Annotated in this window: 23 protein-coding genes; 7 read left to right on the top strand and 16 right to left on the bottom strand. The window is 36.9% G+C overall.

Annotation, left to right across the window (positions count from 1 at the left end):
* From K9N40_03955 to K9N40_03930, 6 genes are all read right to left on the bottom strand, one after another.
* Positions 1-1,492: ABC transporter permease (locus tag K9N40_03955; GenBank protein MCF7813621.1), on the bottom strand; the 1,492-nt coding region annotated here is incomplete at its 3' end.
* On the bottom strand, positions 1,489-1,626 hold the full coding sequence (locus K9N40_03950) for a hypothetical protein (protein ID MCF7813620.1): 138 nt from the start codon (positions 1,624-1,626) through the stop codon (positions 1,489-1,491). The genes K9N40_03950 and K9N40_03955, both read right to left, overlap by 4 nt.
* A gap of 33 nt (positions 1,627-1,659) precedes the next feature.
* Complete coding sequence (locus K9N40_03945; GenBank protein MCF7813619.1) at positions 1,660-4,080, bottom strand: ABC transporter permease; 2,421 nt, start codon at positions 4,078-4,080, stop codon at positions 1,660-1,662.
* Between the two features lie 90 nt (positions 4,081-4,170).
* Entirely contained in the window at positions 4,171-4,860 is a 690-nt protein-coding gene (locus tag K9N40_03940) for an ABC transporter ATP-binding protein (GenBank protein ID MCF7813618.1), read from the bottom strand.
* Between the two features lie 96 nt (positions 4,861-4,956).
* A complete protein-coding gene (locus K9N40_03935) occupies positions 4,957-5,313 on the bottom strand; it encodes a four helix bundle protein (GenBank protein ID MCF7813617.1) in 357 nt (118 codons plus the stop codon).
* A 131-nt stretch (positions 5,314-5,444) separates the two neighbouring features.
* Complete coding sequence (locus K9N40_03930; protein MCF7813616.1) at positions 5,445-6,695, bottom strand: efflux RND transporter periplasmic adaptor subunit; 1,251 nt, start codon at positions 6,693-6,695, stop codon at positions 5,445-5,447.
* A gap of 232 nt (positions 6,696-6,927) precedes the next feature.
* Here K9N40_03930 and K9N40_03925 point away from each other — a divergent pair, with 232 nt between their 5' ends.
* The 5 genes from K9N40_03925 (at position 6,928) to K9N40_03905 (ending at position 12,159) form a co-directional block, all read left to right on the top strand.
* Entirely contained in the window at positions 6,928-8,304 is a 1,377-nt protein-coding gene (locus K9N40_03925) for a sigma-54 dependent transcriptional regulator (GenBank protein ID MCF7813615.1), read from the top strand.
* 15 nt (positions 8,305-8,319) lie between these two features.
* Entirely contained in the window at positions 8,320-9,675 is a 1,356-nt protein-coding gene (locus K9N40_03920; protein MCF7813614.1) for an ATP-binding protein, read from the top strand.
* 159 nt (positions 9,676-9,834) lie between these two features.
* On the top strand, positions 9,835-10,356 hold the full coding sequence (locus tag K9N40_03915; GenBank protein MCF7813613.1) for a sigma-70 family RNA polymerase sigma factor: 522 nt from the start codon (positions 9,835-9,837) through the stop codon (positions 10,354-10,356).
* Positions 10,343-10,807, top strand: a complete 465-nt coding sequence (locus K9N40_03910) for a hypothetical protein (GenBank protein ID MCF7813612.1) — start codon at positions 10,343-10,345, stop codon at positions 10,805-10,807. Before K9N40_03915 ends, K9N40_03910 begins: the two co-directional genes overlap by 14 nt.
* Positions 10,808-10,869: 62 nt before the next feature.
* On the top strand, positions 10,870-12,159 hold the full coding sequence (locus K9N40_03905) for a PDZ domain-containing protein (GenBank protein MCF7813611.1): 1,290 nt from the start codon (positions 10,870-10,872) through the stop codon (positions 12,157-12,159).
* A 534-nt stretch (positions 12,160-12,693) separates the two neighbouring features.
* Here the strand turns inward: K9N40_03905 and K9N40_03900 are convergent.
* From K9N40_03900 to K9N40_03860, 9 genes are all read right to left on the bottom strand, one after another.
* A complete protein-coding gene (locus K9N40_03900) occupies positions 12,694-12,909 on the bottom strand; it encodes a hypothetical protein (protein ID MCF7813610.1) in 216 nt (71 codons plus the stop codon).
* A 205-nt stretch (positions 12,910-13,114) separates the two neighbouring features.
* Positions 13,115-13,537, bottom strand: a complete 423-nt coding sequence (locus tag K9N40_03895; protein ID MCF7813609.1) for a DUF3788 domain-containing protein — start codon at positions 13,535-13,537, stop codon at positions 13,115-13,117.
* Between the two features lie 38 nt (positions 13,538-13,575).
* On the bottom strand, positions 13,576-13,839 hold the full coding sequence (locus K9N40_03890) for a hypothetical protein (protein ID MCF7813608.1): 264 nt from the start codon (positions 13,837-13,839) through the stop codon (positions 13,576-13,578).
* A 59-nt stretch (positions 13,840-13,898) separates the two neighbouring features.
* Positions 13,899-14,456, bottom strand: coding sequence for an AmmeMemoRadiSam system protein A (gene amrA / locus K9N40_03885; GenBank protein ID MCF7813607.1), 558 nt, complete (start codon positions 14,454-14,456; stop codon positions 13,899-13,901).
* 499 nt (positions 14,457-14,955) lie between these two features.
* A complete protein-coding gene (locus tag K9N40_03880; protein ID MCF7813606.1) occupies positions 14,956-15,612 on the bottom strand; it encodes a hypothetical protein in 657 nt (218 codons plus the stop codon).
* 129 nt (positions 15,613-15,741) lie between these two features.
* Positions 15,742-18,153, bottom strand: a complete 2,412-nt coding sequence (locus K9N40_03875; protein MCF7813605.1) for an ABC transporter permease — start codon at positions 18,151-18,153, stop codon at positions 15,742-15,744.
* 342 nt (positions 18,154-18,495) lie between these two features.
* Entirely contained in the window at positions 18,496-18,996 is a 501-nt protein-coding gene (locus tag K9N40_03870) for a class I SAM-dependent methyltransferase (GenBank protein MCF7813604.1), read from the bottom strand.
* A 13-nt stretch (positions 18,997-19,009) separates the two neighbouring features.
* Entirely contained in the window at positions 19,010-19,471 is a 462-nt protein-coding gene (locus K9N40_03865) for a flavodoxin family protein (GenBank protein MCF7813603.1), read from the bottom strand.
* The gene (locus tag K9N40_03860; GenBank protein MCF7813602.1) at positions 19,456-20,067 is read right to left on the bottom strand and encodes a fumarylacetoacetate hydrolase family protein; all 612 of its coding nucleotides are present in this window, start codon (positions 20,065-20,067) and stop codon (positions 19,456-19,458) included. Before K9N40_03860 ends, K9N40_03865 begins: the two co-directional genes overlap by 16 nt.
* 146 nt (positions 20,068-20,213) lie before the next feature.
* On the opposite strand from K9N40_03860, the gene K9N40_03855 reads away from it, so the two are divergent.
* Together K9N40_03855 and K9N40_03850 are read left to right on the top strand one after the other, a co-directional pair.
* On the top strand, positions 20,214-20,819 hold the full coding sequence (locus tag K9N40_03855; GenBank protein ID MCF7813601.1) for a TetR/AcrR family transcriptional regulator: 606 nt from the start codon (positions 20,214-20,216) through the stop codon (positions 20,817-20,819).
* A gap of 66 nt (positions 20,820-20,885) precedes the next feature.
* Positions 20,886-22,049: a hypothetical protein gene (locus K9N40_03850; GenBank protein ID MCF7813600.1), complete on the top strand. Its 1,164-nt coding sequence runs from the start codon at positions 20,886-20,888 to the stop codon at positions 22,047-22,049.
* Between the two features lie 115 nt (positions 22,050-22,164).
* Here K9N40_03850 and K9N40_03845 read toward each other — a convergent pair whose 3' ends face one another.
* Positions 22,165-22,938: an inositol monophosphatase gene (locus K9N40_03845; GenBank protein ID MCF7813599.1), complete on the bottom strand. Its 774-nt coding sequence runs from the start codon at positions 22,936-22,938 to the stop codon at positions 22,165-22,167.
* Between the last annotated feature and the right edge of the window lie 95 nt (positions 22,939-23,033).

The raw sequence follows: 23,033 nt of genomic DNA, 5'->3' as shown, positions 1-23,033 counted from the left end.
CTACCACATCAGGAAGTTTATATAATTCTGCTTTGAAGACATCTTCTTTCCCTCGAGGCCGGGGAAGCACAATTACTTGCTCTTTATCAAATCCTAAGCTTTTATTTTGAATGTAAATCAATTGTTTATAAACAGTTATCGCTCCGATGATCAGCAGGATGGAAATGGCAAATTGAGTAACAACCAGAATTCGTCTAAATATTAAAGCTCCTTTGCTTCCAGAACTGGATGAGGTATTGGAATTCAGAATTGTTACTGGTTTGAAACGTGTCATAAAAATCGCCGGATACGATCCTGAAAGAAAACCGACAATTAGCAGTATTGCTAATAGAGAAATCATCAGAATGTTGTTTCCAAACAGATTCAAGTTCAATTCTTTGCCACTTAAAGCATTAAATTCCGGTAAGAACAGTTCTACGATTACAAGAGCTAAAATGAGGGCAATAAAACAGAGTATGAATGACTCGCCCATGAACTGGTTGAAGATGCGTTTTTTATTGGAACCAAGTGTTTTTCTTATTCCTACTTCTCGAGCTCGTTTTGATGATTTTGCTGTTGCCAGGTTCATGTAGTTTATACAGGCGATAAGCAGAATAAAAATAGCGATAATGGCAAACATGTTCACATATTTGATGTCGCTGTTTGCTTCCAATTCCTTTTCGGCATGACCATATAAATGAATATCGGTTATCGGATTCATTGCTACTACCATTTTAAAACCTTCTGGTACATCGCTGCTGTCGGCAGATACATTAAATCCAGACATTTTATATATATCAGTTTGCAGTTTTTGTTTAAGCTGAACAGCGGCATTGGCATCTCTTACGCGGAAATAGGAATGCCAGGCCAGCGGACCATCCTGATCGACATCGGGACGAATTGTGCGTAATGTTTCCATCGAGAGCAGCATCTCAAAATGGAAATGGGAATTGGCAGGTACATCTTTAATGATGCCCGTAACGGTGTATTGCTGCCTGTCTGTATCCATTGTCTTGCCGATGGGATTCTCATCACCAAAATATTTTCTGGCAGCAGATTCGGTTAGAACTATCGTGCCCGGATCGGTGAGAAAAGACTGGGGATTGGGTGTGATAGTTTCAAAATCGAAAACATCAAAAAAACCGGCATCGGCAGAATAAACATTTTTTTCCGTGAATTGGATTTCTCCACGTCGGAAAGTGACGGGAAAATAACTTTTATTGATTTTTGCACCGGCGATTATTTCAGGATAATTTTCCAGAAGTCTGGGTATCCAACCTCCGGTAGAAGCTGCCCAATGACCTGTTTCACCGTTTTCTTCCCAGGCTGTTTCCCAGCGGAAGATATTTTCCGCATTTCGGTGAAATCGATCGTAACTCAATTCATCCTGCACATACAGGAAAATCAGGATGCAGGTAGCGATACCAATTGCCAAACCGAATATGTTAATGAACGAATAAGCTTTGTGTTTCAGGATATTCCTGATAGTAATTTTTATGAAATTCTTGATCATTCAAACTCCTCATTCTCCAATCTTGAAAAGGCTTCGTTCAGATTTTCTTCCTGCTTAGCACTTTCAAGGTTATCTACTCTGAAAGTCTTAACTGTAAGAATTCTTGGAAGTAAGCTTTTCAGAGTTGATCTCATTCTCATCTCTCATTCGCAAACAGGATGTTTGCGTTACTCATATTTTAAAGCTTCAGCCGGATTGGTCTGAGCCGCTTTAAATGCCCGGAAACTTACTGTGATCAAAGCGATTGCGAGCGCGGTAATGCCAGCCAGAATAAAAGTGAAAAAAGATTGATCGATGGCATAGGCAAAATTCTGCAGCCAGGATCGCAGAGCGAAATAAGCTACCGGCCAGGCAATGATATTCGCCAGGATCACCCAGATAGAAAATTCTTTGGAAAGAAGCACTACAATACTGCCCGAAGTTGCTCCCATCACTTTGCGGATACTGATCTCTTTGGTGCGTTGTTCTGCTGTGTAGGCTGCCAGCCCGAATAAACCAAGACAGGCAATGAAAATGCACATTACAGAAAAAGAGGTGAATACTTTCCCAATCTTTTGTTCGGCAATATACTGCTCGTTCAAACTGTCGTCCAGGAAGGTGTATTCAAATGGGAAGGTAGGACAAAACTCATTCCATTTTTGCTCGATAAAAGGCAAAGTCTGCTGCATATTTTCCTGTCTTACCCGCAGATGAATATGTCGATTTGGTTGCTCGGAAAGCAGGATAATCAGAGGATCGATCTTATTGTGAAGTGAAGTATAATGAAAATCTTTTACAACTCCGATGACTTTTGCATTACGCATCGCTTCGCCTTCCATGCCGGCACCAAAATCGAGTTTTTTGCTAATCGGATCATCTCCCCAGCCCAAAACTTCTGCAGTTGCTTCATTAATGATAACTGCTTCTTCCAGATCAGTTTGCATATCAGGATCGAAATTTCTTCCTTTGATGATCTTCATATTCATCATATCGATGTAATTCTGTTCTGCAAAAACGAAGTTAATACCTTTTTCTTTCATGGCTCCATCGGCTGTCTCATAGCGTTGAACAACAATTCCATAACCCTGACCAGGAATACTGCTGGCAGTCGTCGATTCCAAAATTTGTGGATTGCGCAAAAGTTCATCCTGGAAAGCCTGCAGATTGCGAACTCCAGTCGTATCTCGAACTGTAAGAACCATCACATTATCTTTATCAAATCCCAGATCTTTATCCTTCAGGAAATTTAGCTGCTGCATCACGGTAAAGGTTCCCACGATCATGATTATCGAAATGGTGAACTGCAATAAGACCAGGACTTTCCTGAGAGTTCCCTTGCTTTTTCCCAGCTTGCCTTTCAATACTTTTACTGGAATAAAAGATGAAAGATAGAAGGCCGGATAGCTGCCGGAAACAAATCCGACCAGAATCGTCACTCCGATTATCAGCAGTAAGTAATTGAAATTTTCCAGAATATCAAATGAAAGCTGTCGATCGGCTAACTGATTGAATGATGGCAGCAATAACTCCACAGCAATTAAGGCTATTATCAAAGCCAGGAAGGAAATCAGGATCGATTCCAGTATGAACTGGTAACGCAGACTTTTTTTCTGTGCTCCCACCACCTTGCGAATTCCCACTTCCGTAGCACGATTGGATGATTGCGCTGTGGCCATATTCATATAATTTATACAACCTATCAACAGTAGAAAAAGAGCAACCAGACTGAAAGTGTAAACATACGCCATATTTCCGGTAGGAAGATCGCTTCTCAATCTGGAAAAAAGATGAATATCTGTTAGTGGAGTTATCATATATTTGAATGTAGCTCCAAATTGCTGACCGACAGGAACAATATATTTTTCATTAAATTCTGGATATCCATCCATTATATTTTTGATATTTCCTGTTTCTTTGAGTAAGATATATGAATAAAATCCTACATTCCAGAAAGCCTGACTTTCCAAGCTGTGATAGCGATCCGGACCAAAGAAGTTTTCAAGAGTAATCATCGAACCAACAGCTTCGAAACGTAAATGTGCGTTGTAAGGAACGTCTTCGATAACGCCGGTAATAGTGAAACCAAAACCATAACCTGTATCGATAGTTTCTCCGACCGGGTTTTTATCACCAAAGATTTTTCTGGCAAAACTTTCTGTAAGAACCATTTCATTGGGATCGTTGAGAGCACCTTCCGGTGAACCGGCGATAAATTTATGGGTGAAAACGTCGAAAAGAGTTGAGTCGGCATAATAAACATTATCTTCAAAAAATTTGTTTCCATCATATTGAAAAAGATTATTATCCATAAAACTAAACCGGCACCATTCTTCCACATCGTGGGGAAATTCTTGTTTTATAGCTCTAGCCAGTGGGAAGGCGGTTACTGCAAAAAGGTCGTCAGATTCCTGAATGGTGAAATGAGATTCCATTCTGTAAATTCGGTCATGCTTTTCATGACATTTATCATAGGAAAGCTCATTGAAAACAAAAAGTCCGATCAGGATTGAGCAAGTTATTCCAATGGCTAACCCCAAAATGTTTATAAAAGTATAAAATTTTCTTCTACCCAGATTTCTGAGTGTTATTTTTAAATAATTTTTGAACATTCTTCCTCCTTCTGAAGAAGACCTTCAGAATGAAATGAAAAATCAGCCGTTAACCGCCAACGGATTGAAAAGATTAACGGCTGAAATGAATTAAAGCTGGAATTCTTTCTTAATGTTTTCTGTAACAATATGACCGTCGAATAATTGAATTATCCGGTGGGCATATTCCGCGTGGGACGGTGAGTGCGTTACCATTACGATCGTGGTTCCTTCTTCATTCAATTGGGTCAGCAGATCCATCACTTCTTCACCATTGGCAGAGTCCAAATTACCTGTCGGCTCATCAGCCAGGATAAGTTTTGGATTTGTAACAACTGCACGAGCTACTGCCACGCGCTGCTGCTGACCACCGGAAAGCTGCTGAGGGAAGTGTTTGGCACGATGTGCTATTTTCATGCGATCCAGAACTTCATTTACTTTTTTCTTTCTTTCTGCAGAACTCATTTTGATGTAAAGCAGTGGAAGTTCGACGTTTTCGTAAACTGTAAGTTCATCGATAAGATTAAAGCTTTGAAAGATGAATCCAATATTAGATTTTCTCATATTGGTTCTCATTCTTTCGGTGTATCTGGAAACTTCAGTTTCATTGAAAAAGAGTTCACCTTTGGATGGATTGTCCAAAAGTCCGATCAGGTTCAAAAGTGTGGATTTTCCACAACCTGAAGGTCCCATAACTGCTACGAATTCTCCTTTCGCTACTTCCACGTTCACATTGTTCAATGCGGTGGTTTCTACTTCATCAGTGCGATACACTTTGGTTAAATCAACTGTCTTGATCATTTTTCCTCCAATTTTTTATTTTTATAAATTTTCTCAATTTTATTTCAAAAATGCAAAGGGCATTGGGCAAAGAGCAAAGGGTACTAATATTTTCACTCATCTCAATGTCCTTTGGAATGTTATATTTTTTTTACTGAAAATCTCTAATTTATCTATTAATTTTTCTCTCCAATTTTCTGAGATCATTTTTTTATGTATCAAGTATATAACAATATTAGCTACTTCAAATGAAGAGCGACGAGAATATTTTAAGAAGAGTTTGAATTCTTTATAATAGTTTGATCCTGAGCCTTCAGCAATATTATTTGATATGCTCAATCCTGCAGCTCTCAATTGCTCTGCAAATCTATAGAGATGAAGCTTTTCCAGTTTCTCGGAAATCTCCATGCACATATCCAGGATTTCAATTGCCAGCTTCCAGATTTCCAAATCTTCAAATCGAAATTTACTCATTTCCTACCTCCCTGCTCTTTGCTCCATGCACTCTGCTCCATGCACTCTGCTCTCTGCACTCTGCTCTCTGCACTCTGCTCCATGCTCTCTGCTCCATGCTCCATGCCCTACGTCCCATGCACTTCCTGCTGTTACTTAAGTATCAATTTTTCTGCACGACCGAAATTATCATAACTGGATACGATAACTTTTTCGCCGGGTTGTAAGCCTTCCAATACTTCATAATATCTCGGGTTCATTCTGCCCAAACGAATGTCACGTTTGATAGCAAATTTTTCTGTTGGCTCCAGCACGAAAATGTACTGTCCACCTGTACTTTGATAGAATCCACCGCGTGGAACCAGAATAGCCATTTCAGATTGTCCAAGTTCCAGTTTTACACGAAACGTTTGTCCTGTTCTAATTCGATCAGGAACTTCATCAACAAAAACCAGATCGACACCAAATCTACCATTTCGCACTTCGGGATAGATCTTTTTGATACGGAGCTGATAGGTATTACTGTTAAAATCAAATTCTCCTACAAGGTTGGAATTTACACGAGAAATGTAATGTTCGTCTATTTCAAGTCTTATTTTATATGAATCTAAAACGTGGATCTGTCCTAATCTCTGGCCTGTTCCGATTGCTTCTCCAATCTCAGCATTTACGGTCACCAGTAATCCACTGACTGGGGCTTTTACAATAAGATTTTCCAATTTCTGACGTACAAATTCCAAATTCATTTCCATTTGATCTACTGAGTTTTCCAGTTGAGCAACCTGGATATCTCTAAATAAGGAATCTGCTTTTTGGTTTTCAATAACAAGTTCACGTGTTTTTATTAGATAATTATATTTTTCTTCTACTTCTTCAAATTGTTTATCTGATATATAATCTTTTTCATACAGATCGATGCTGTTTTCATAATTTCTTTTTTGCAGGCCTATCTCATAATCAAGATCAAGCATTTGTCTTTTCAAACTGAGTTTGTTTTGTTCCATCGAAAGGCGCGTGTTTCTAAGGTTGTTGATCTGTTCGGCAAGATTTGCTTCACGGTTCATGATATCCAGGTGAAGATTGGTGTTGCTCAAACGTAAGATTGCATCACCCTTTTGCACCATAGTTCCTTCTTCTATAAGAATTTCTTCTACACGTCCACCTTCCATAGCGTCTAAGTAAATTGTACTTATCGGTTCGACGGTTCCCGTCTGAGTAATGTAATCTTGAAAGAAATCTTCCTGCACTTCTTCTATGGAAATTCTATCTCTCTGTACATTAAATTTGGATGTATGATCTCCAAAAAATAAATTGTAAAATACCAAAATTCCGAATATTGTACCCAATGCTATCCAGATTATCTTCTTGGGCGTCCATTTCTTTTTCTCGATTATTCGATCCATCAAATTTCTCCTTTTTTATTTCACACAAAGTAAATAAGCAAGTACCGTGCCAAATGGTTAAGTTGTTTAAATACAAAAATTTAAGAAAATAATTTAAGGAAAATCTGTACGGATGCGCACTATTTTGTGTTCGGGAGCGGACAGTTTTTTGTTGACTTTATTTGAAAGAATAAAATTTATCAATTTCGAAATGTAAAAATTGTGAAGCAGCCAAAGAAAACAGGAGTGTGAGATGGCAGAAAAAATAGGTAAAGTTTTAGCAGTCGACGATAATGAAGATATACTATTTAGTTTAAAATTATTATTAAAAAATCATTTAAAACTGATTCATACCGAAACCAATCCAGAGAAAATTCCTGACCTGATGGATAAGGAAAATTATGATGTAATTTTATTGGATATGAACTTCACAAAAGATATGATCGGAGGACAGGAAGGTTTTTACTGGTTGGAAAAGATTTTGGAGATAGATCCTTCGGCAGTGGTAGTTTTCATTACGGCTTATGGCGATGTGGAACGCGCTGTGAAAGCAATAAAAGCAGGAGCAGTAGATTTCGTATTGAAACCATGGCAGAACGAAAAACTGCTGGCAACAGTTTCATCTGCACTAAAATTACGTGGATCGTTGGTAGAAGCAGACAAACTACGCATGACTCGAAACGAACTTTGCAAAAATCTTGACCAGCCATTTCACGATTTCATTGGAGATTCTGCCGAAATGCACAAGGTTTACAGTACGATAAAAAAAGTAGCTTGCACCGATGCCAGTGTATTGATATTGGGTGAAAATGGAACAGGAAAAGAATTAGTAGCTCGTGCATTGCATCGAAATTCTGCACGAAATAAGGAAATCTTCCTGAATGTCGATCTTGGTTCGATTAGTGAAACATTATTTGAAAGCGAACTTTTTGGTCATATGAGAGGAGCTTTTACCGATGCCAAAAAGGATAAACCAGGTCGTTTTGAAGTGGCTTCTGGTGGTTCGCTTTTCCTGGATGAGATCGGTAATTTATCTCTTCCTTTACAATCAAAATTGCTAACAGCAATAGAAAGGCGAGAAGTAGTTAGAGTTGGTTCCAGCCGTCCACGTTCTGTTGATGTTCGCTTGATCTGTGCTACAAATATGCCGATCTATCAGATGGTGAAGGAAGGTAATTTCCGACAAGATCTTCTCTATCGTGTGAACACAGTCGAGATAACTTTACCTCCGCTGCGTGACAGGATAGATGATGTACCATTGTTGGTAGATCATTTTCTGCACAGATATGTTCAGAAATACAAAAAAAATATTACAGGTATCAGTTCTGCAGCACTCAAAAAATTACGACAATACAACTGGCCGGGCAATGTTCGAGAACTGCAGCATGCTTTGGAAAGAGCTGTAATATTGAGTGAAAGCAAAATTCTGCAACCAAACGATTTTATGCTGAAAACTCCGCAATCCATAACAGATGAAGGAACTTTGGGTACCTATAACATCGAAGACGTAGAACGTGATGTTATCAAACGAGCGTTGCGTAAAAATAACGGAAATATCAGTCAAGCCGCTAAGGAACTCGGACTTACCCGGGCATCATTATATCGCCGTTTAGAAAAATATGGTATTTAATAACAGGGAAAATAAATGATATATAAAAATTTCAGGATTCATACACTTACCAGGATCATTTTGATCACCACTACAATCCTGGCAATGTTCATAGCGATATTTCAGTTTGGTTTTAATGTTACGCCAATTTTACTGGGTGCATTAGTAATTTTCCAGGTAATCGATCTGATAAGATATATTCAGAAAACCAATCAGTATCTTACCAACTTTCTGGAATCTATCCGCTATTCCGATTTCAGCCGTAGTTTTCGCATCGAAGGTTTGGGAACTGCTTATGATGGTTTGAAAGCGGCTTTTAACGATGTGATCCAGGATTTTCAAAAGATCCGTTCCGAAAAAGAAGAACATTATCATTATCTGCAAAATGTTATTCAACATATTGGAATCAGCCTTATTGCATATCAAAAAAACGGAACGGTAGAAATGATCAACAACAGTGCCAAAAAACTTTTTCAAATAAGTAAATTGCGCAATATTGAAGAATTGGAAGTCTACAGCAAAGAACTGGTTGAAAAACTTAAGAAGTTGAAATCTGGTGAAAGGATTCTGGTTCAGGTGGTAGATAACGACATGATGATGCAGCTGGCAGTTTATGCCACTGAATTCAAGATAAGAACAAGAAATATCATCCTGGTTTCCATACAGAATATTCAATCGGAATTGGAAGAACAGGAGATGGAAGCCTGGCAAAAACTTATCCGCGTTCTTACGCATGAAATAATGAATTCCATTACTCCAATAGCTTCTCTTTCATCAACAATAAATGATCTGCTGAAAGATATCGATACAACAGATAATGAACCTCAGGAGATTGATGATGAAACTGTGATCGATATTCAAAATTCTTTGCAGACTATCCATAAACGCAGTACAGGATTAATCCATTTTGTAGAATCTTATCGAAACCTGACAAAAATTCCCAAACCGAAATTCAATATAGTTTCTGTTTCTCAGATATTTCAAAATGTGTATAAGTTATTGGAAAAAGATCTGGAAATGAATGGTGTAAAATGTATTCAGGATATTTCACCTTCCAGCCTGGAATTAACTGCCGATGAAGAATTGATCGAGCAGGTGTTGATAAACCTGGTAAAAAATTCCATGTATTCTCTGGCTGATACGGAAAATGCCAGAATCGAAATGAAAGCATTCCTGGATAGACGAGGAAGAGTGGCTGTTCAGGTTGTAGATAACGGTTCGGGAATTTTGAAAGATGTGATCGATAAAATTTTTGTGCCATTTTTTACTACCAAGAAAGAAGGTTCTGGAATTGGTTTAAGTCTTTCCAGACAGATAATGAGAATGCATGGTGGAACGCTTACAGCACAATCCGAGCCTAATGTGGAAACCAATTTTACTTTGAGATTTTAGATAGATAATTATAAGTGATGATTACAGCGTTTTCGAAGAGCAGGATCGAGAACGCTTTTTTTATTTGAGATATTATAAAAAAAGTGTAACCAATGAAACGGTTTACGTTACACGAGTAGAAAAGAAAAGGACAGGATTTTGGATCAGGAAAGGAAAAGAGTGATCAGGGCCAGACAGGACCTGAAAGAGTTTGATTATTTATATCGGAAATATTTTCCGAAAATAAATAATTTCGTTTTCCATAGAGTGAATAGTGAATCTGATCGACACGAGATCGTCTCCAATGTTTTCTTCAAAGCGATGAAAAAGATTTCTCTCTTCCAATATCTGGATTCCAGGAAGTGCAGTTTTTCATCCTGGTTATACAGAATTGCAGTTAATGAGATCAATCAGTTCTACCGCAATAAGAAGCGCAGCAAAAAGATCATCGATACTTATATCTTCAATCAGGTGGATGGAACAGAGATGGGAATAAACTATGAGCTGGTTCGCGATAAACTGCAGAAATTCGATATGGAAGATCAGAATATGATCGCTTTGAAATATTTTGAAAAACTCAGCTATAAAGAAATAGGTGAGATCTACAAGAAGAGTGAAGGTGCCATGAAGGTGAAGGTTCACAGATTAATAAATAAATTGCGTGATGAGATAAATAAGGAGATCGAAAATGAAAGATCTTGAAATAAAATTAGAAAATATGAGTGTTCCACAAATCGAAGATGAGCAGTTTGAATATAAACTGCGTCGCGATTTGCTGGATAGATATCATCAGAAAACCAATAATTATCGCTTCAGATTCAGAGCAGCGATGGCTTTCTGCTGCCTGCTTCTTGTATTTGGATGTGCAACCATTCTGAATCCAGATGTTGCTGTGAAAATCAACAATATGGCATTCAAAAAAGATATTAAGATCGTACCGGCAGACCAGGATTGTTTTTCTTTAGAAAATCTGGCTTACACTTCCATTTACAATCCAAATCTTACTTCCAAGCTTGATCCTGATAAATTTCAGGAAGATAAGACCTATCTGGTTAGGAAATATGTTTCATCTGAAGAAGGTGGTGTGATGATAGTTTCTGAATTCGATCAGAAGCAAAATAAAAAGCAGTCAGCAAAAAGAATAAGTTATTAAACAAAAATAGTCCGGCTTCGTTTCGAAATTGTTCGAAACTTCGCTGAGACAAGGAGGAGAATGTGAATAAAAAAAGAGTATATGTTATGATTTTTGTACTCGTATTAATGCTCAGTTCCACGATCTTTGCAGCAGAAAAAGGCAAAGTTTACATGGGTGTTTATCTGGATGATGTTTCTTACAGCTATTACCAAAAAGCAGGTCTTGATGAGAACTATGGAATTCTTATCTCCAAAGTAGTGTCGGACACTCCCGCAGACAAAGCTGGTTTAATGTCGAAAGACATTTTGTTGGAGATAGATGGAGACAAAATCTACACTCATGGCCAGTTTACCAAAATGCTGAAGAATTACGCACCGGGAGATAAAGTGAAACTGAAGTATTTTAGGGATGGCAAAGTGAAAAGCTTAAAGTTGACTTTCGGTGAAAAAGAATTTCCAAAGATTAAAAAGAAAGCTTATATGGGTGTCTTTCTGGCGGAATTGAATGGCAAATACAAACAGAAAACTGATTATGATAAAAACTTTGGAATTGTAATAACTGATGTAGTGGAAGATGGTCCAGCTCAAAAAGCAGGAATTAAAGATGATTCTATTATCATGAGCATCAACGGCGATAAAATCTATACCATCGATCAACTTACCAAAATGCTGACAAATTACGAACCGGAAAATCATATTGAGGTGGAAGTTTTCCAGGATAAAAAAGAAGTGAAATTGGATATGATATTAGGTGAAAAAGCGCAATATAAACACTTTGATCTTGGTTTGGGCGGCAGCTACAATTTATCTTTTGAAAAACCGGAAAATGTCTTTGTGTATCAATACACACCTGATAACACAAAATGGATCGGTGTAATGCTTCACGTAGTAGAAAACACCAAAGGTGATGAGAAAAAGATTACAGTAACCATCGATGAAGTTATTGAAGGAACTCCAGCTGGGAAAGCCGGTTTACAGGCAGGAGATATCATTTTGGCAGTAGATGACAACGAGATCGATTCCCGAAAACTGATCAGCAAGATCATCAACAAAAAAGAGGTTGGTGATACGATAAATATGAAGATCGATCGCAAGGGAACGATTGTAAATCTTGCCTGCGAAATTGCCGAAAGAGAAGAAGAACATCGTTATGAAAAAGTTGAACTTTCCATGGACGACGGAGATATCAAAGTATTTGTAAATGGAGAGGAGAGAATCTTATCTGATATAGAAGATGTGATAACTGATCAAATGGAAGATATTAAAATTCTTCGTCAGGAAGAAATTGAAAAAGCTATGCAGGATGCCAAAAAACAAATGGAAGATCTGGATGAATTAGAAATCCATTTTGGCCAAAGTGGTGCGATTTAAAAAATCAGAGCAATGCTCGAAATATAGATCGAATCCTTCCCCCGGCTATATAAGAATTTGTTATGTAGCCTCCTTCCCCCGAAAGCAAGTTCGGGGGTTTTTTTTTCTCACCCTTGCTGTCTCCCTCTCTTTCCCGTTTTACTTGATGAGAGAGAAAATAAGTATTATCAAGAAGAATGATCATAGAATCAGCACATACAATTTTGATTTGCATAAAACCTTGAAAAGGTTTAAGAAAAGGTCTCATACTTATAAACCTTTTCAAGGTTATGATAACACAGGCAATTCTGGATTTTTTCAAAAGAATAATAGAAAACGTTATCAATTTTGTGAAAAATGGAAATATCTTCTCTGATTTCATAAATGTGTTGATTCAAACGTCTTTATGAACTGAATGTTTTTTTCACAATTTTGTTTCAGAACAAATGAACAAATGAACAAAAGCAACGATATGGAATTGGAAAAAAATATTTCGTCTTTCTGAAGAATCTTGTAGCATTACTATCGAAGAATCTCGTGAAAATTCATTTAGCTTTACATCTCGATTAAAACAAGTTTGTTTCCATCAATTCTTCTATTAATCAATCGTAAACGGGTTAATTTATTTGCTTCTTTTATCACAGTACCAATGGCAAAACCAGATAATCTTTCAGTTTCTCTTAAATGACATTCCTTTGGATCAACACCAAATAAAATCCTGAAAAATTCAGCTCTGACACGTGAAGAAAGAATTTCAGCTAAAATTGTCATAATTCACCTTTAAACAATCGCTTACTCCTTACTTATTAAATCAATCATTTAAATAAGATATCATTTAAATTTATCAAAGAAATTTATTTTCTAATGAGTAAAAAAAATTCTCTGGAATAAATTCATAGTCTCTTGTAAATATGACTTACAATTTCCATCTTCGTTGTGCTAAACTACCTTCTACAGTGTACAAGGATTAGAAAGTTTATTTACTCTTTATCTTCAACTGCATTACTTTTTCGAAGTCTTCAAGTATAGATTCATCTCGAATCTCAAAAATACAGGGCTTCGATTTTCCTACATCCTTGGTAGATTCAATTTTCTGTTTTATTTCATCAGCAATATCCAAAGCATAAACATTATCGATCAATCTTTTGGGAATGTAAATAGCTGCATTCATATATCCGGGCCAGGCACTCATCCACACAATTGTCCTTTTCTTTTTCTGAACTTTACAGAGCCAGGCTTTTCCGTCATTGTAATATCGCCATTCGTGCATCATGTCATTTTCTTTGTAAAGCTTTAAAAGTTTGGTGAAAATAGCGTAAGAATTTCCCAAAACATTTTCTAGAATTTTTTCATCTGGATAAATTTCCGGGTCGGTTAGTTGGATTTGGTCGTTATTCATAATAAATCATTTCCTCATTTCTAATAATGCTACGCTTCTCAAAATATCCCCACAGCCAATTCTGCCCAAATTAGCAGGAAAATCACCAATAAAACTAACGAAAAAATAATCTTTTGTCTTTTGCTTTCTGCCTTCTTCAAAATAAGATAGAAAACAAAACCGGTTATCAAAAATAACACAGCAGCGATGACAAAATCTGTAAGAGACCAATCAACTTCATTTGTAAATTGCATTGCTATCAGAGGAATAAGTAAGAAAATGATTATTATTGAACCTGTTATTGTTCTACTTTTTTTATTCATATATCATAACCTCCAAATCACCAAATCCCCCAATCACCAAATCACCAAGTCACAAAGTCTCATTTCTCACTGCTTTCCTCAAACTTCTCAACCTGATAAATATAAATTTCCGTGTCAGGATTTTTGTAAGCGGTATAGGGAAGACCTGCTTTATGAGCGCAGAGATTTCCTAAAAAAGTTTCCAGATCCCAGCCAGTTTCCGTGGCAACCTGCGGCAGAAAAACTCCACTGTGGAATCCTTTTTTTATCCACACTCCATCTATTCCCAGTCTTATCTTTTTGTAATCGTAAATTCTTTCCATGGGCGATAAAACTGAGATCTCGATGTTTATATCTTCGAGTTCTTCCTCATCTCGGATCTGTGGAAATCGGGGATCTTGAAAAGCAGCTCCCACAGCCATTTCGATCACTGCTTTGTAAAGTGGCATGCGAGCCTGCATGTGACCAATACAACCGCGAAGGTTTCCACGAGAATGCAAGGTTACGAAAACAGCTCTTTCTTTTATGAATTCTGGATTATCGGGTTGGTCAATTTGGAGTAGTTGCCGATTTTCCAGATAATATTTTATACTTTCTCTGGCTAAATCTAAAAGTTCTTTTCTTTCTTTTTTATTCATTACTATCACCTCAGTTTCTGAAGATAAGATTTCTTGAAAGAACAAAATTAGACAAGAAAAAATTGGCTTTTATAAAAAAACTTAACTTCAAATCAGCTATTTCTGAGATATGATAACATGAAAGTTTAGACCAAAAAGATTTTCAGATCAATATCATTTGTAACTATTTGGCTTATAAAGCATTTTATATGCAAAAGCCACCCGTTGCTCGGCACCTGTCCTAGGAAGTGGAAATTTCCTTTCCCAGCCGGGAGCGGGTGGTTTTTTTTATTTAAGATCAAGAATTAAAGACTAAAGATCAAAGATCAAAGTGAAAGTGAAAGAAGCATCAAACTTGGCTGCAGAAAAAAAAAACTCTTAAATTCTCCCTTACGAAGGGAGACAATTAGGAAATGTAAGAATTTCTCTGTGAGAATTATTATGAACTGCTGAACTGCTTACAAAAAAACCGCCCTGAAAAATTCAGAACGGTTTTTGCTTGTGTTGCTATTGGTTTTTTTTACATTGAACCAAAATTATAATGTACAGTTGTTTCATCATAATCTTCATTCACAACCAGTTTAAATACTTTTTCGGGTGATTTTCCTACCATGTTCAAAGCTGCATTAGTGGCATTCCTGGCAAAAAAACTGGCAATGAATCCCAGATGACCTTTCAGATGTATACTTTCACTTCTGTCTTCTACCATTATTCCAGAATCATCGATCTTAACCTTTTCAGAAACTGAATCCACTGTAATTCCATCATCGGTTATCGTGATTTCACTTCCGTCATTATAATCATTAACTTTGATGCCTTCATCGCTTATCACCACAAAAACATCATCACTTTCCACATTTACAACTTCACTATCGAATTTACAGATCAAATCATCCTTTTGATATTGATAACACTTTGTAACAGGTAAACCCAGTTCAATCTTTGTTTCATCTTCTGCAGATATCGTTACAACGAATTTTGTTGAAGTCATATCGATATCTTCGATGCTTTTACTGTAAACCACGATCTTGTTACCTGCAATGAAGTTTACATCACTTAAGATGATATTGTCGAGTTTTAACTCAACATCATCAAATTTCATCTCGATAGCCTTTTCAGCACAAAACGCGTGGAACGTTAAGCTGATTACAAATAAAACTATTACTAATTTCTTCATTCTGCCCTCCAATAGACAATTTTTTATATATATTACTTTCCGTAAAATGGAATTAACATTTAACAATTAGATCTTCTCATTTCTCATTTCTCTTTTTCATTTTTCATTTCGCAAAGACAGAGCTTTGCGCTACTCATACTTCAACGCTTCCACCGGATTACGAGTGGCTGCATTGATTGATAGATAACTGACTGTAATTATCGCAATCATCAATGTTATCATTCCAGATAGAATGAAATAGCTGATATTCAGATCGATGCGGTAAGCAAAATTCTGCAGCCAGCTTTTCATAATATAATATGCGATTGGCCAGGCTATAATATTGGCCAGTAAAACCCACTTGGTAAACTGTTTCAACAAAATTGATACTATACTTGGAATTGAAGCACCCAGAACTTTGCGCACACCGATCTCCTTAGTTTTTTGTTCTGCCGTGAAGGCTGCCAAGCCAAACAATCCAAGGCAGGCTATAAAGATTGCCAGGGCTGCAAAAATAATGAAAAAAGTACCTGATCGCATTTCGTTATTATAAAGACTTTCAAAATAGCTATCCATAAAGAAAAATTCAAGAGGTTGATTTCCACTGAATTCCAGCCATTTTTGTTTAATGAAACTCAAACTGGCAGCTGTATTTTGGGGTAGAATTCGAACAGCAAGATAGCGTTTCCAATAATAACTGGGGTGCAGCATCATTAATGAAGGAATATCCAAATGCAGAGATAAGGTATGATAATCTTTTACTACACCAATAATCTGATGTTTAATGTTTGAGCCGGGTTCCACTATTACCTGTCCAATTGGGTCTTCATAACCCGGCATTCTCACAGCTGTTTCATTCAGAACAATAGCTGTACTGTCCGATGCTATGTCAGCCGAAAAATAACGACCGGATTTTAACTTGATTCCCAGAGTTTTCAGATAATCAAAATCTCCGCTAACTTTGCGGAAATGAAACATTTCTTCGGGCGGGGAATCGATTTTTTGATACATGCTTCCATCGTTTCCTTTACCGGGAACCGTATAGGTTTTACTGGCAAATTGAATGCCGGGATTTTTGAGGATTTCCTGTTTAAAAACATCTAATTGATCTCCCAGTATATGAGCGCGATCCACTACGATCAGCTGTTCTTTCTGAAATCCTAATTTTTTACTATTAACAAATTTCATTTGGGAATAGACAATTATAGTGCATACGATAACCAAAATAGAAATGGAAAATTGGAATAAAACCAGGGCATTTCGAAACCAGCTTTTAGATTTCCCCTTGAACAAACTACCCTTCAAAATCGTCAGAATATCATAAGAAGAAAGTGATACGGCAGAATAACCTCCTGCCAGGAAACCTACAAACAAAGTAACAAAAATAATAATTGGGAAAGTATAAAGACCGCCGAAATTCAAATCCAGTTCTTTATCTGTAAGTTCATTGAAAAACGGCATTAATAGCTGAGCTGTGATTAAGGCGATAAGCATGGCAATAAAACTGATGATCAATGATTCAAACAGAAATTGCTGTATCAACTGCCGACGGTTTGAACCCAGAACTTTACGCATACCGATCTCTTTGGCACGCACTCCGGAACGGGCTGTAGTCAGGTTCATGAAATTGATGCAGGCTACCAGTAAAATTAAAAATCCAATTGCAGCAAAAAGAAAAACGTAGCGAATATCACCAACTTCTCCTATGCTGTCCATTGCTTCATTATACAGATATACCCTCGAAAGTGGAGTTGTTACATAAAAATAATGATTTCCCTGCTTTTCCCATTCACTTATAGAAACTCCTACGAACTGCTGAAAAATCGGTTCTGCATTACGTCGGAAAAGCTCGTTGATCTTCTTCTCTACCACTTGCTGATCTGCATCTGGCTGCAATTTAAAATAAGTATGCAAATTATCGCTTAACCATTCTTCGCTGTAAGCTCGTTGGATGCTGATCATGGAAACAAGCATGTCAAACTTCCAATGGCTGTTATGCGGACAATCCTGAACTACGCCCACAACTTCGTATTCACGATTATTATCAAAAGTCAGGTTTTGTCCTATCGGATTGATTGTGGGAAAATATTTTTGTGCAATACTATATGTGATGACTACAGTCTTCTTTCGGGTAAGTAAATCTTTGGGATCGCCCTGCAAAAGTGGAATTGTGAAAACATTAAAAATTGTGGAATCGGCATAGTAGACATTATCTTCCAAAAAACCAGATAAAACTTCCTGCGAGGCAACCAGCTTGGTGCTGCTACTCATGAAGCGAGCGCCAGATTCTACTTCGGGTATTTCGTTCATCATGGCTGGAGCCAAAGGCGCTGTAGTGGTAATTCCACGACCTTCCAATTCTCCAAGTTTGAAATCGATCCCAGCCTGATAAATTCGTTCAAAATCTTCATTATGTTTATCAAAACTGAATTCATCCTGTATCCACAATGCAATAAAAATAAAACAGGTAAGACCAATTGCTAATCCCAGAATATTGATAATACTAAAAGATTTATTACGCAGCAGATTGCGTAGTGCTACCTTCAAAAAATTATAGATCATTCCATTCCCCTTAATCTTTTTTCTATGCTATTCTCAGGCAAAAGCTGTGCCAATTGCAGTTTGGGTAGTTTAAGTTTCAGTAAATGAAAAGGTTATGTTTACTGACCGGTAATTGATCCTATTGATGTTATGTTTGTTTTGATAAATTAGTGTTGATTTAAGTTATGAAAATGATAAAATAATCCCCATACTAAAGTAAGGGAAACAGAAATTTTCGAATATTTTCTTTTATATACTTATTACAAATCCGTATCTGTGTAACGAGAAGATATAATCTCATTTCTCGAGATCTTATCTAAAAAATAACTTCGAAGGTATAAAACCATTCGGAAAGTTTGTGTTTCAGGCTTTTATCGTCTGCCCGATCTTTTCCTGCAATTTGTCGGCAAAAGGAAGTTTGATATGTTTTGGGGGAGCATTGAATTCTGTACTGCAGGTAAGGAACAGCCATTTGTGTTCAAATAAATTGAAGGCAGCCGTGAAGTCCCAGATGGGAGGGACGAGGTAAGTAATCTTCCTGCCGATTCTTTGTAATTCTTCGTGAAACTTCAGGGGATGGTCCACGTGTTCGATCGTATGAGAACACAAAACTTGTTCAAATTGTTTATCTGCGAATGGAAGATTATAGATATCATCGAGTAAGACAAAATTCGGCAGATCACTGTGCTTGACGATATCCGCATTCACACCGCCACCGTCAGTATGGCCGCAGCAGATATTCAAATCCCAGCTCTGTCTGTTGATGATCTTGTTCTTCAAGTATTTGTAACTTATCCAATTTAAAAAACGTAAAATCGAGTAAACGATAATTCCGAATAAAACGATTTTTTTTATATTTTTCAATTATAGATCCAATTTATTTAATTAGATTTTCTGCAAACTTTCTGGCTTTTCCCAGATCTTTTTTATTTGGCCTACTTTTATTCAAGCCGCCAAAACAGAATTTGGTAAAACTGTATGTCATGCGTCCTTTACAATTAAATTCGCCAGTTATCTCAAATCCTTTTTGCACTAATCTATTCCTTAATTTTTGATGCATTTTATTTATAAAGATAGTGGAAGTAGAAAAGATGAAAGCCTTTTGTTTATTTGATTCTGAAAGATTATCGATCATTCCGAAAAGCGATGGATGATGATAGCCGTTATAAATTCCCGATCCAAAACCTATTAGATCATAATTCCTAATTTCTGAAGTATCAATCTCTGATGGTTTTTTAACTTCTGCTTTAAGGATTTCAGAAAAAACTTCGGCTACTTTCCGAGTATTTCTTTGATGAATTGATTGGCAGATAACAAGAATTTTTAAAGTGCTTTCCATTTCGCAGAGACAAGGAGCTCTTTTCCTTTTAAAATTCTGCCTTCATAAACTCCTCTTTTTTCTACAACTCCCACGCCATTTGGAGTGCCGGTCATCACGATGTCTCCGTCATTCAAAGTAATGAAAGATTGAATTTCCTCCAAAATTTGATCAGGTTTATAGATCATCTGCAAGACATTTCCACTCTGCATTGTTTCACCATTTACATCAAGTTCCACTGTCAAATTCGATTTTATTTCATCGATAGGAACGAATTCACTGAAAAGAGCTGCTCCGTCAAAAGCTTTGGCGCGTTCCCAGGGAAGACCTTTTCCTTTCAGTTTGGATTGCAAACCTCTTTTTGTAAGATCTAAACCAAATGCCACAGCTACAAATTCATCATTCTCTATCAGGAAGCAGATCTCTCCTTCATAATGGATAGGTTCCCAAACATAAGATACAAGCTGGTCGGCAATAGATGTGTTCGGTTTGATAAAAAGCACCATGTTTTCAGGGATTTCATTGCTCAATTCTTTGATATGCTCTACGTAGTTTCTTCCAACGCATACTATTTTGGAAGGTGTTATATTTCTTTTTCCAAACTTAACCGTTTTCACAATATACTCCAATTCAATAATTTATGTTTCTTTTTTAATGCTGTAGTTTATTCTGTCAAAGAAAAAATATTTGACACAGGAAGTTCAATTTAAAAAGATACACACTGTGTGTAGAAAACACACACAAGGTTACATTTGGAGGATGGATGTCTCGGATCAAGCGGGAGAAGGAAAGAAGAAAGAGGGAAATGATGCTGGCAGCCGAAAAACTTTTTGCCAATAAAGGATTCGAAAACGTGAAAATGGAAGAAATTGCCAGAGAATCTGAATTTACACGCAAAACTTTATATTCCTATTTTAAGGATAAAGATGATCTCTATCGTCAAGTTTTCTTGAACATTTCCATTCAGCGCTGGAATTATCTGGTCGGAAAGATGAAATTGGCTGAAGATGGAATTCCACGTATTCGAGCTTTTGGAATGGCAAATTATGAATATACGATAGCAAATCCAGAACATTTCAAATTGATTGTTCATATAGATCAAAAGGGAGTGCAGCCGCAAGCACATGATGAAAGTTTCCAAGCGCAGATAAATAAAGCCCGTAAAGAGATTCAAAAACTTCTAATAAATGCCTATAATTATGGCAGAAATAACGGCTCAATTAGAACAGATTTTGATCTTCAGCGAAATATTGTTCAACTTAGCATAAGTTTGCGATCTATGCTGAACGAGGTAGTTCTGGGTTATGAAAAAAAGGAGTTTTACTTCGACTTTTTAGAATTGTTTATAAAGGCGATCAAAACGGATTGATGGATCAAACTCACGTCCCATGATATGTTGATTCTTCGATCCTCGATAAATTATGGAGGAAGAAAAATGAGAAAAATTAGTGTTTTATTAGCAATGTTATCAGTTTTTGTATTGAATGCGCAAATGGATATGCCGGAAGGAATTTCCTATTGTGAAATACTGGATGGTTATTTTGTTTCCTGCTGGCAAGGTGCCAACGTAGTATTTGTAAATAATCAGGGTAGCCAGAGTGAATTTTGGACTGGTCTTTCACATTGTGCGAATAATCTTTTGGTGGATAATGTTCTTTACGTAACTTATGGAAGCCATGTTAAAGCGATCGATATATACACTTCAACCGAACTTTGGGATATTTATCTGCAAGGAGCAGTGGATGCCGATGGAATTGCTATGGCAGATGATGGTTTTCTGTACGTTGTTACTCACAATAACAAAGTTTACAAAATTAATATCAATGATCAGACTTCCGAATTATTCGCCTTTGGCGGCATTGGATCTTATGATCAGGGAATGGTTTACGATGCAGAATATAATCGACTTCTAATCTGCTCATTCCAAACAAATTGTCCAATTTATGAAGTCAGTCTTCCTGATGGAGATGCTTCTATAGCCTACGATGCTGGTTTAGATCATCTGGATGCAATGGCTACTGATGCAGCAGGTAATATTTATGTGAGTTGTATGGCTGATAGTTCTATTTACAAGTTCAATAATGAATTCAATGGTGATCCAGAAATAGTGCATAGTGGAACTGATGCACCAAGTGGATTAGAAGTTAATAATGCTGAAAATATTTTGTATGTTTCAAATTTTTATTCAGGAACGGTTGATGAAATCCAATTACCAGCAGTTAGTTCACAGGAAACTTTGCTGGAATCTCCCATGAAACTTTTTCAAAATTACCCGAATCCTTTCAATCCCAGTACAACAATTTCATTTGAAACCACGAATTTGCCCGAATCATCACAAATAGAAATTTATAATCTTAAAGGTCAAAAAGTGAAAACAATTCCTGTCATCCTGAGCGGAGTCGAAGGATACAGCAGTTTTGAATCATTTGATCCCCGTCCTTCGATTTCGCTAAGGATGACACAAGCGGGAAACAAAAGCTATTCTGTAGTTTGGAATGGTAAGGATGATTCAGGAAACTCAGTTTCCAGCGGAGTTTATTTTTATAAGATCAAAGCAGGTAAATTTACCCAAACAAAGAAGATGATTTTGATGAAATAGTTCCTCGATACTTTACCTCGGGGATACTCAAATTTAAGAATTTTGTTTATTGAACTTGCTATAAAATCAGAAGTTATAAAAAAAACTTCCAGATTTAAAATTTTCTGGGAGTTTTTTATATATGCGCCTTCCCCAATATCTCCACCATCTCATCATGAATAATTCCGTTGGAAGCTAATATTGTTTGCTCGGAATGATGCCATTTTGATCCGTTGAACTGAGTGATTTTCCCGCCAGCTTCTGTTATGATCAAACTGCCGGCTGCCATATCCCACGGTTTCAGTTTTCGCTCAAAAAAACCATCCAGCTTGCCGCAGGCAACGTAACAAAGATCAATTGCTGCAGCGCCGGCACGACGAACTCCTTGCGTACTTTTGGTAAAAGCCAGGAATTCTTTTATATAGAAATCTGCATTTTGCCAACGATCGTAAGGAAAGCCAGTCGCAACAAGGCAGTTGGAGATTTGGTCAGTTTTGGAAACATGGATTTGCATGAAATTGAGAAATGCACCTTTGCCTTTTTCGGCCCAGAAAAGTTCTTTAATAATTGGTGCATTTACAACTCCGTATCGCATTTCTCCATCGATCTCAAGACCAATCGAAACAGCACAAAAGGGAAAACGATGCGAAAAGTTAGTAGTTCCATCCAGTGGATCGATGATCCACTTGCGGTTTGAATCTGGATTGATAGTTTCCTGTTCTTCGGTGATGATGCAATCATCTGGATAATTCTCTCGAATTTTACCAATCAGATAATACTCACATTTCAAGTCAATTTCTGTAACAAGATCGATCTCGCCTTTGTGGATTATATTGGTTTCCGGTTTGTAAAAAGCTTTGTAAATAATATCACCGGCTTCACGCGCAATATCTTTTATAAATTGTAACATGATCTTTCCTATATCTCTTTTGATTTCAGCTTTGCATAAAAAAGTTAATTTGTCAATATCCAAAAAAAGTCCCGCAAAAATTACGGGACTTTTTT

The organism is Candidatus Cloacimonadota bacterium, from assembly GCA_021734245.1.
Lineage (GTDB): Bacteria > Cloacimonadota > Cloacimonadia > Cloacimonadales > TCS61 > B137-G9.
Note: the sequence above shows the minus strand (reverse complement) of the source record. Positions and strands in the feature narration are given on the sequence as shown.

What these genes read in the sequence shown, in the direction of transcription:
- K9N40_03950 (MCF7813620.1), bottom strand. Translation starts at nt 1,626, where the DNA reads ATGAGATCAACTCTGAAAAGCTTACTTCCAAGAATTCTTACAGTTAAG.
- K9N40_03945 (MCF7813619.1), bottom strand. Translation starts at nt 4,080, where the DNA reads ATGTTCAAAAATTATTTAAAAATAACACTCAGAAATCTGGGTAGAAGA.
- K9N40_03940 (MCF7813618.1), bottom strand. Translation starts at nt 4,860, where the DNA reads ATGATCAAGACAGTTGATTTAACCAAAGTGTATCGCACTGATGAAGTA.
- K9N40_03935 (MCF7813617.1), bottom strand. Translation starts at nt 5,313, where the DNA reads ATGAGTAAATTTCGATTTGAAGATTTGGAAATCTGGAAGCTGGCAATT.
- K9N40_03930 (MCF7813616.1), bottom strand. Translation starts at nt 6,695, where the DNA reads ATGGATCGAATAATCGAGAAAAAGAAATGGACGCCCAAGAAGATAATC.
- K9N40_03925 (MCF7813615.1), top strand. Translation starts at nt 6,928, where the DNA reads ATGGCAGAAAAAATAGGTAAAGTTTTAGCAGTCGACGATAATGAAGAT.
- K9N40_03920 (MCF7813614.1), top strand. Translation starts at nt 8,320, where the DNA reads ATGATATATAAAAATTTCAGGATTCATACACTTACCAGGATCATTTTG.
- K9N40_03910 (MCF7813612.1), top strand. Translation starts at nt 10,343, where the DNA reads ATGAAAGATCTTGAAATAAAATTAGAAAATATGAGTGTTCCACAAATC.
- K9N40_03900 (MCF7813610.1), bottom strand. Translation starts at nt 12,909, where the DNA reads ATGACAATTTTAGCTGAAATTCTTTCTTCACGTGTCAGAGCTGAATTT.
- K9N40_03895 (MCF7813609.1), bottom strand. Translation starts at nt 13,537, where the DNA reads ATGAATAACGACCAAATCCAACTAACCGACCCGGAAATTTATCCAGAT.
- K9N40_03890 (MCF7813608.1), bottom strand. Translation starts at nt 13,839, where the DNA reads ATGAATAAAAAAAGTAGAACAATAACAGGTTCAATAATAATCATTTTC.
- amrA (MCF7813607.1), bottom strand. Translation starts at nt 14,456, where the DNA reads ATGAATAAAAAAGAAAGAAAAGAACTTTTAGATTTAGCCAGAGAAAGT.
- K9N40_03880 (MCF7813606.1), bottom strand. Translation starts at nt 15,612, where the DNA reads ATGAAGAAATTAGTAATAGTTTTATTTGTAATCAGCTTAACGTTCCAC.
- K9N40_03875 (MCF7813605.1), bottom strand. Translation starts at nt 18,153, where the DNA reads ATGATCTATAATTTTTTGAAGGTAGCACTACGCAATCTGCTGCGTAAT.
- K9N40_03865 (MCF7813603.1), bottom strand. Translation starts at nt 19,471, where the DNA reads ATGGAAAGCACTTTAAAAATTCTTGTTATCTGCCAATCAATTCATCAA.
- K9N40_03855 (MCF7813601.1), top strand. Translation starts at nt 20,214, where the DNA reads ATGTCTCGGATCAAGCGGGAGAAGGAAAGAAGAAAGAGGGAAATGATG.
- K9N40_03850 (MCF7813600.1), top strand. Translation starts at nt 20,886, where the DNA reads ATGAGAAAAATTAGTGTTTTATTAGCAATGTTATCAGTTTTTGTATTG.
- K9N40_03845 (MCF7813599.1), bottom strand. Translation starts at nt 22,938, where the DNA reads ATGTTACAATTTATAAAAGATATTGCGCGTGAAGCCGGTGATATTATT.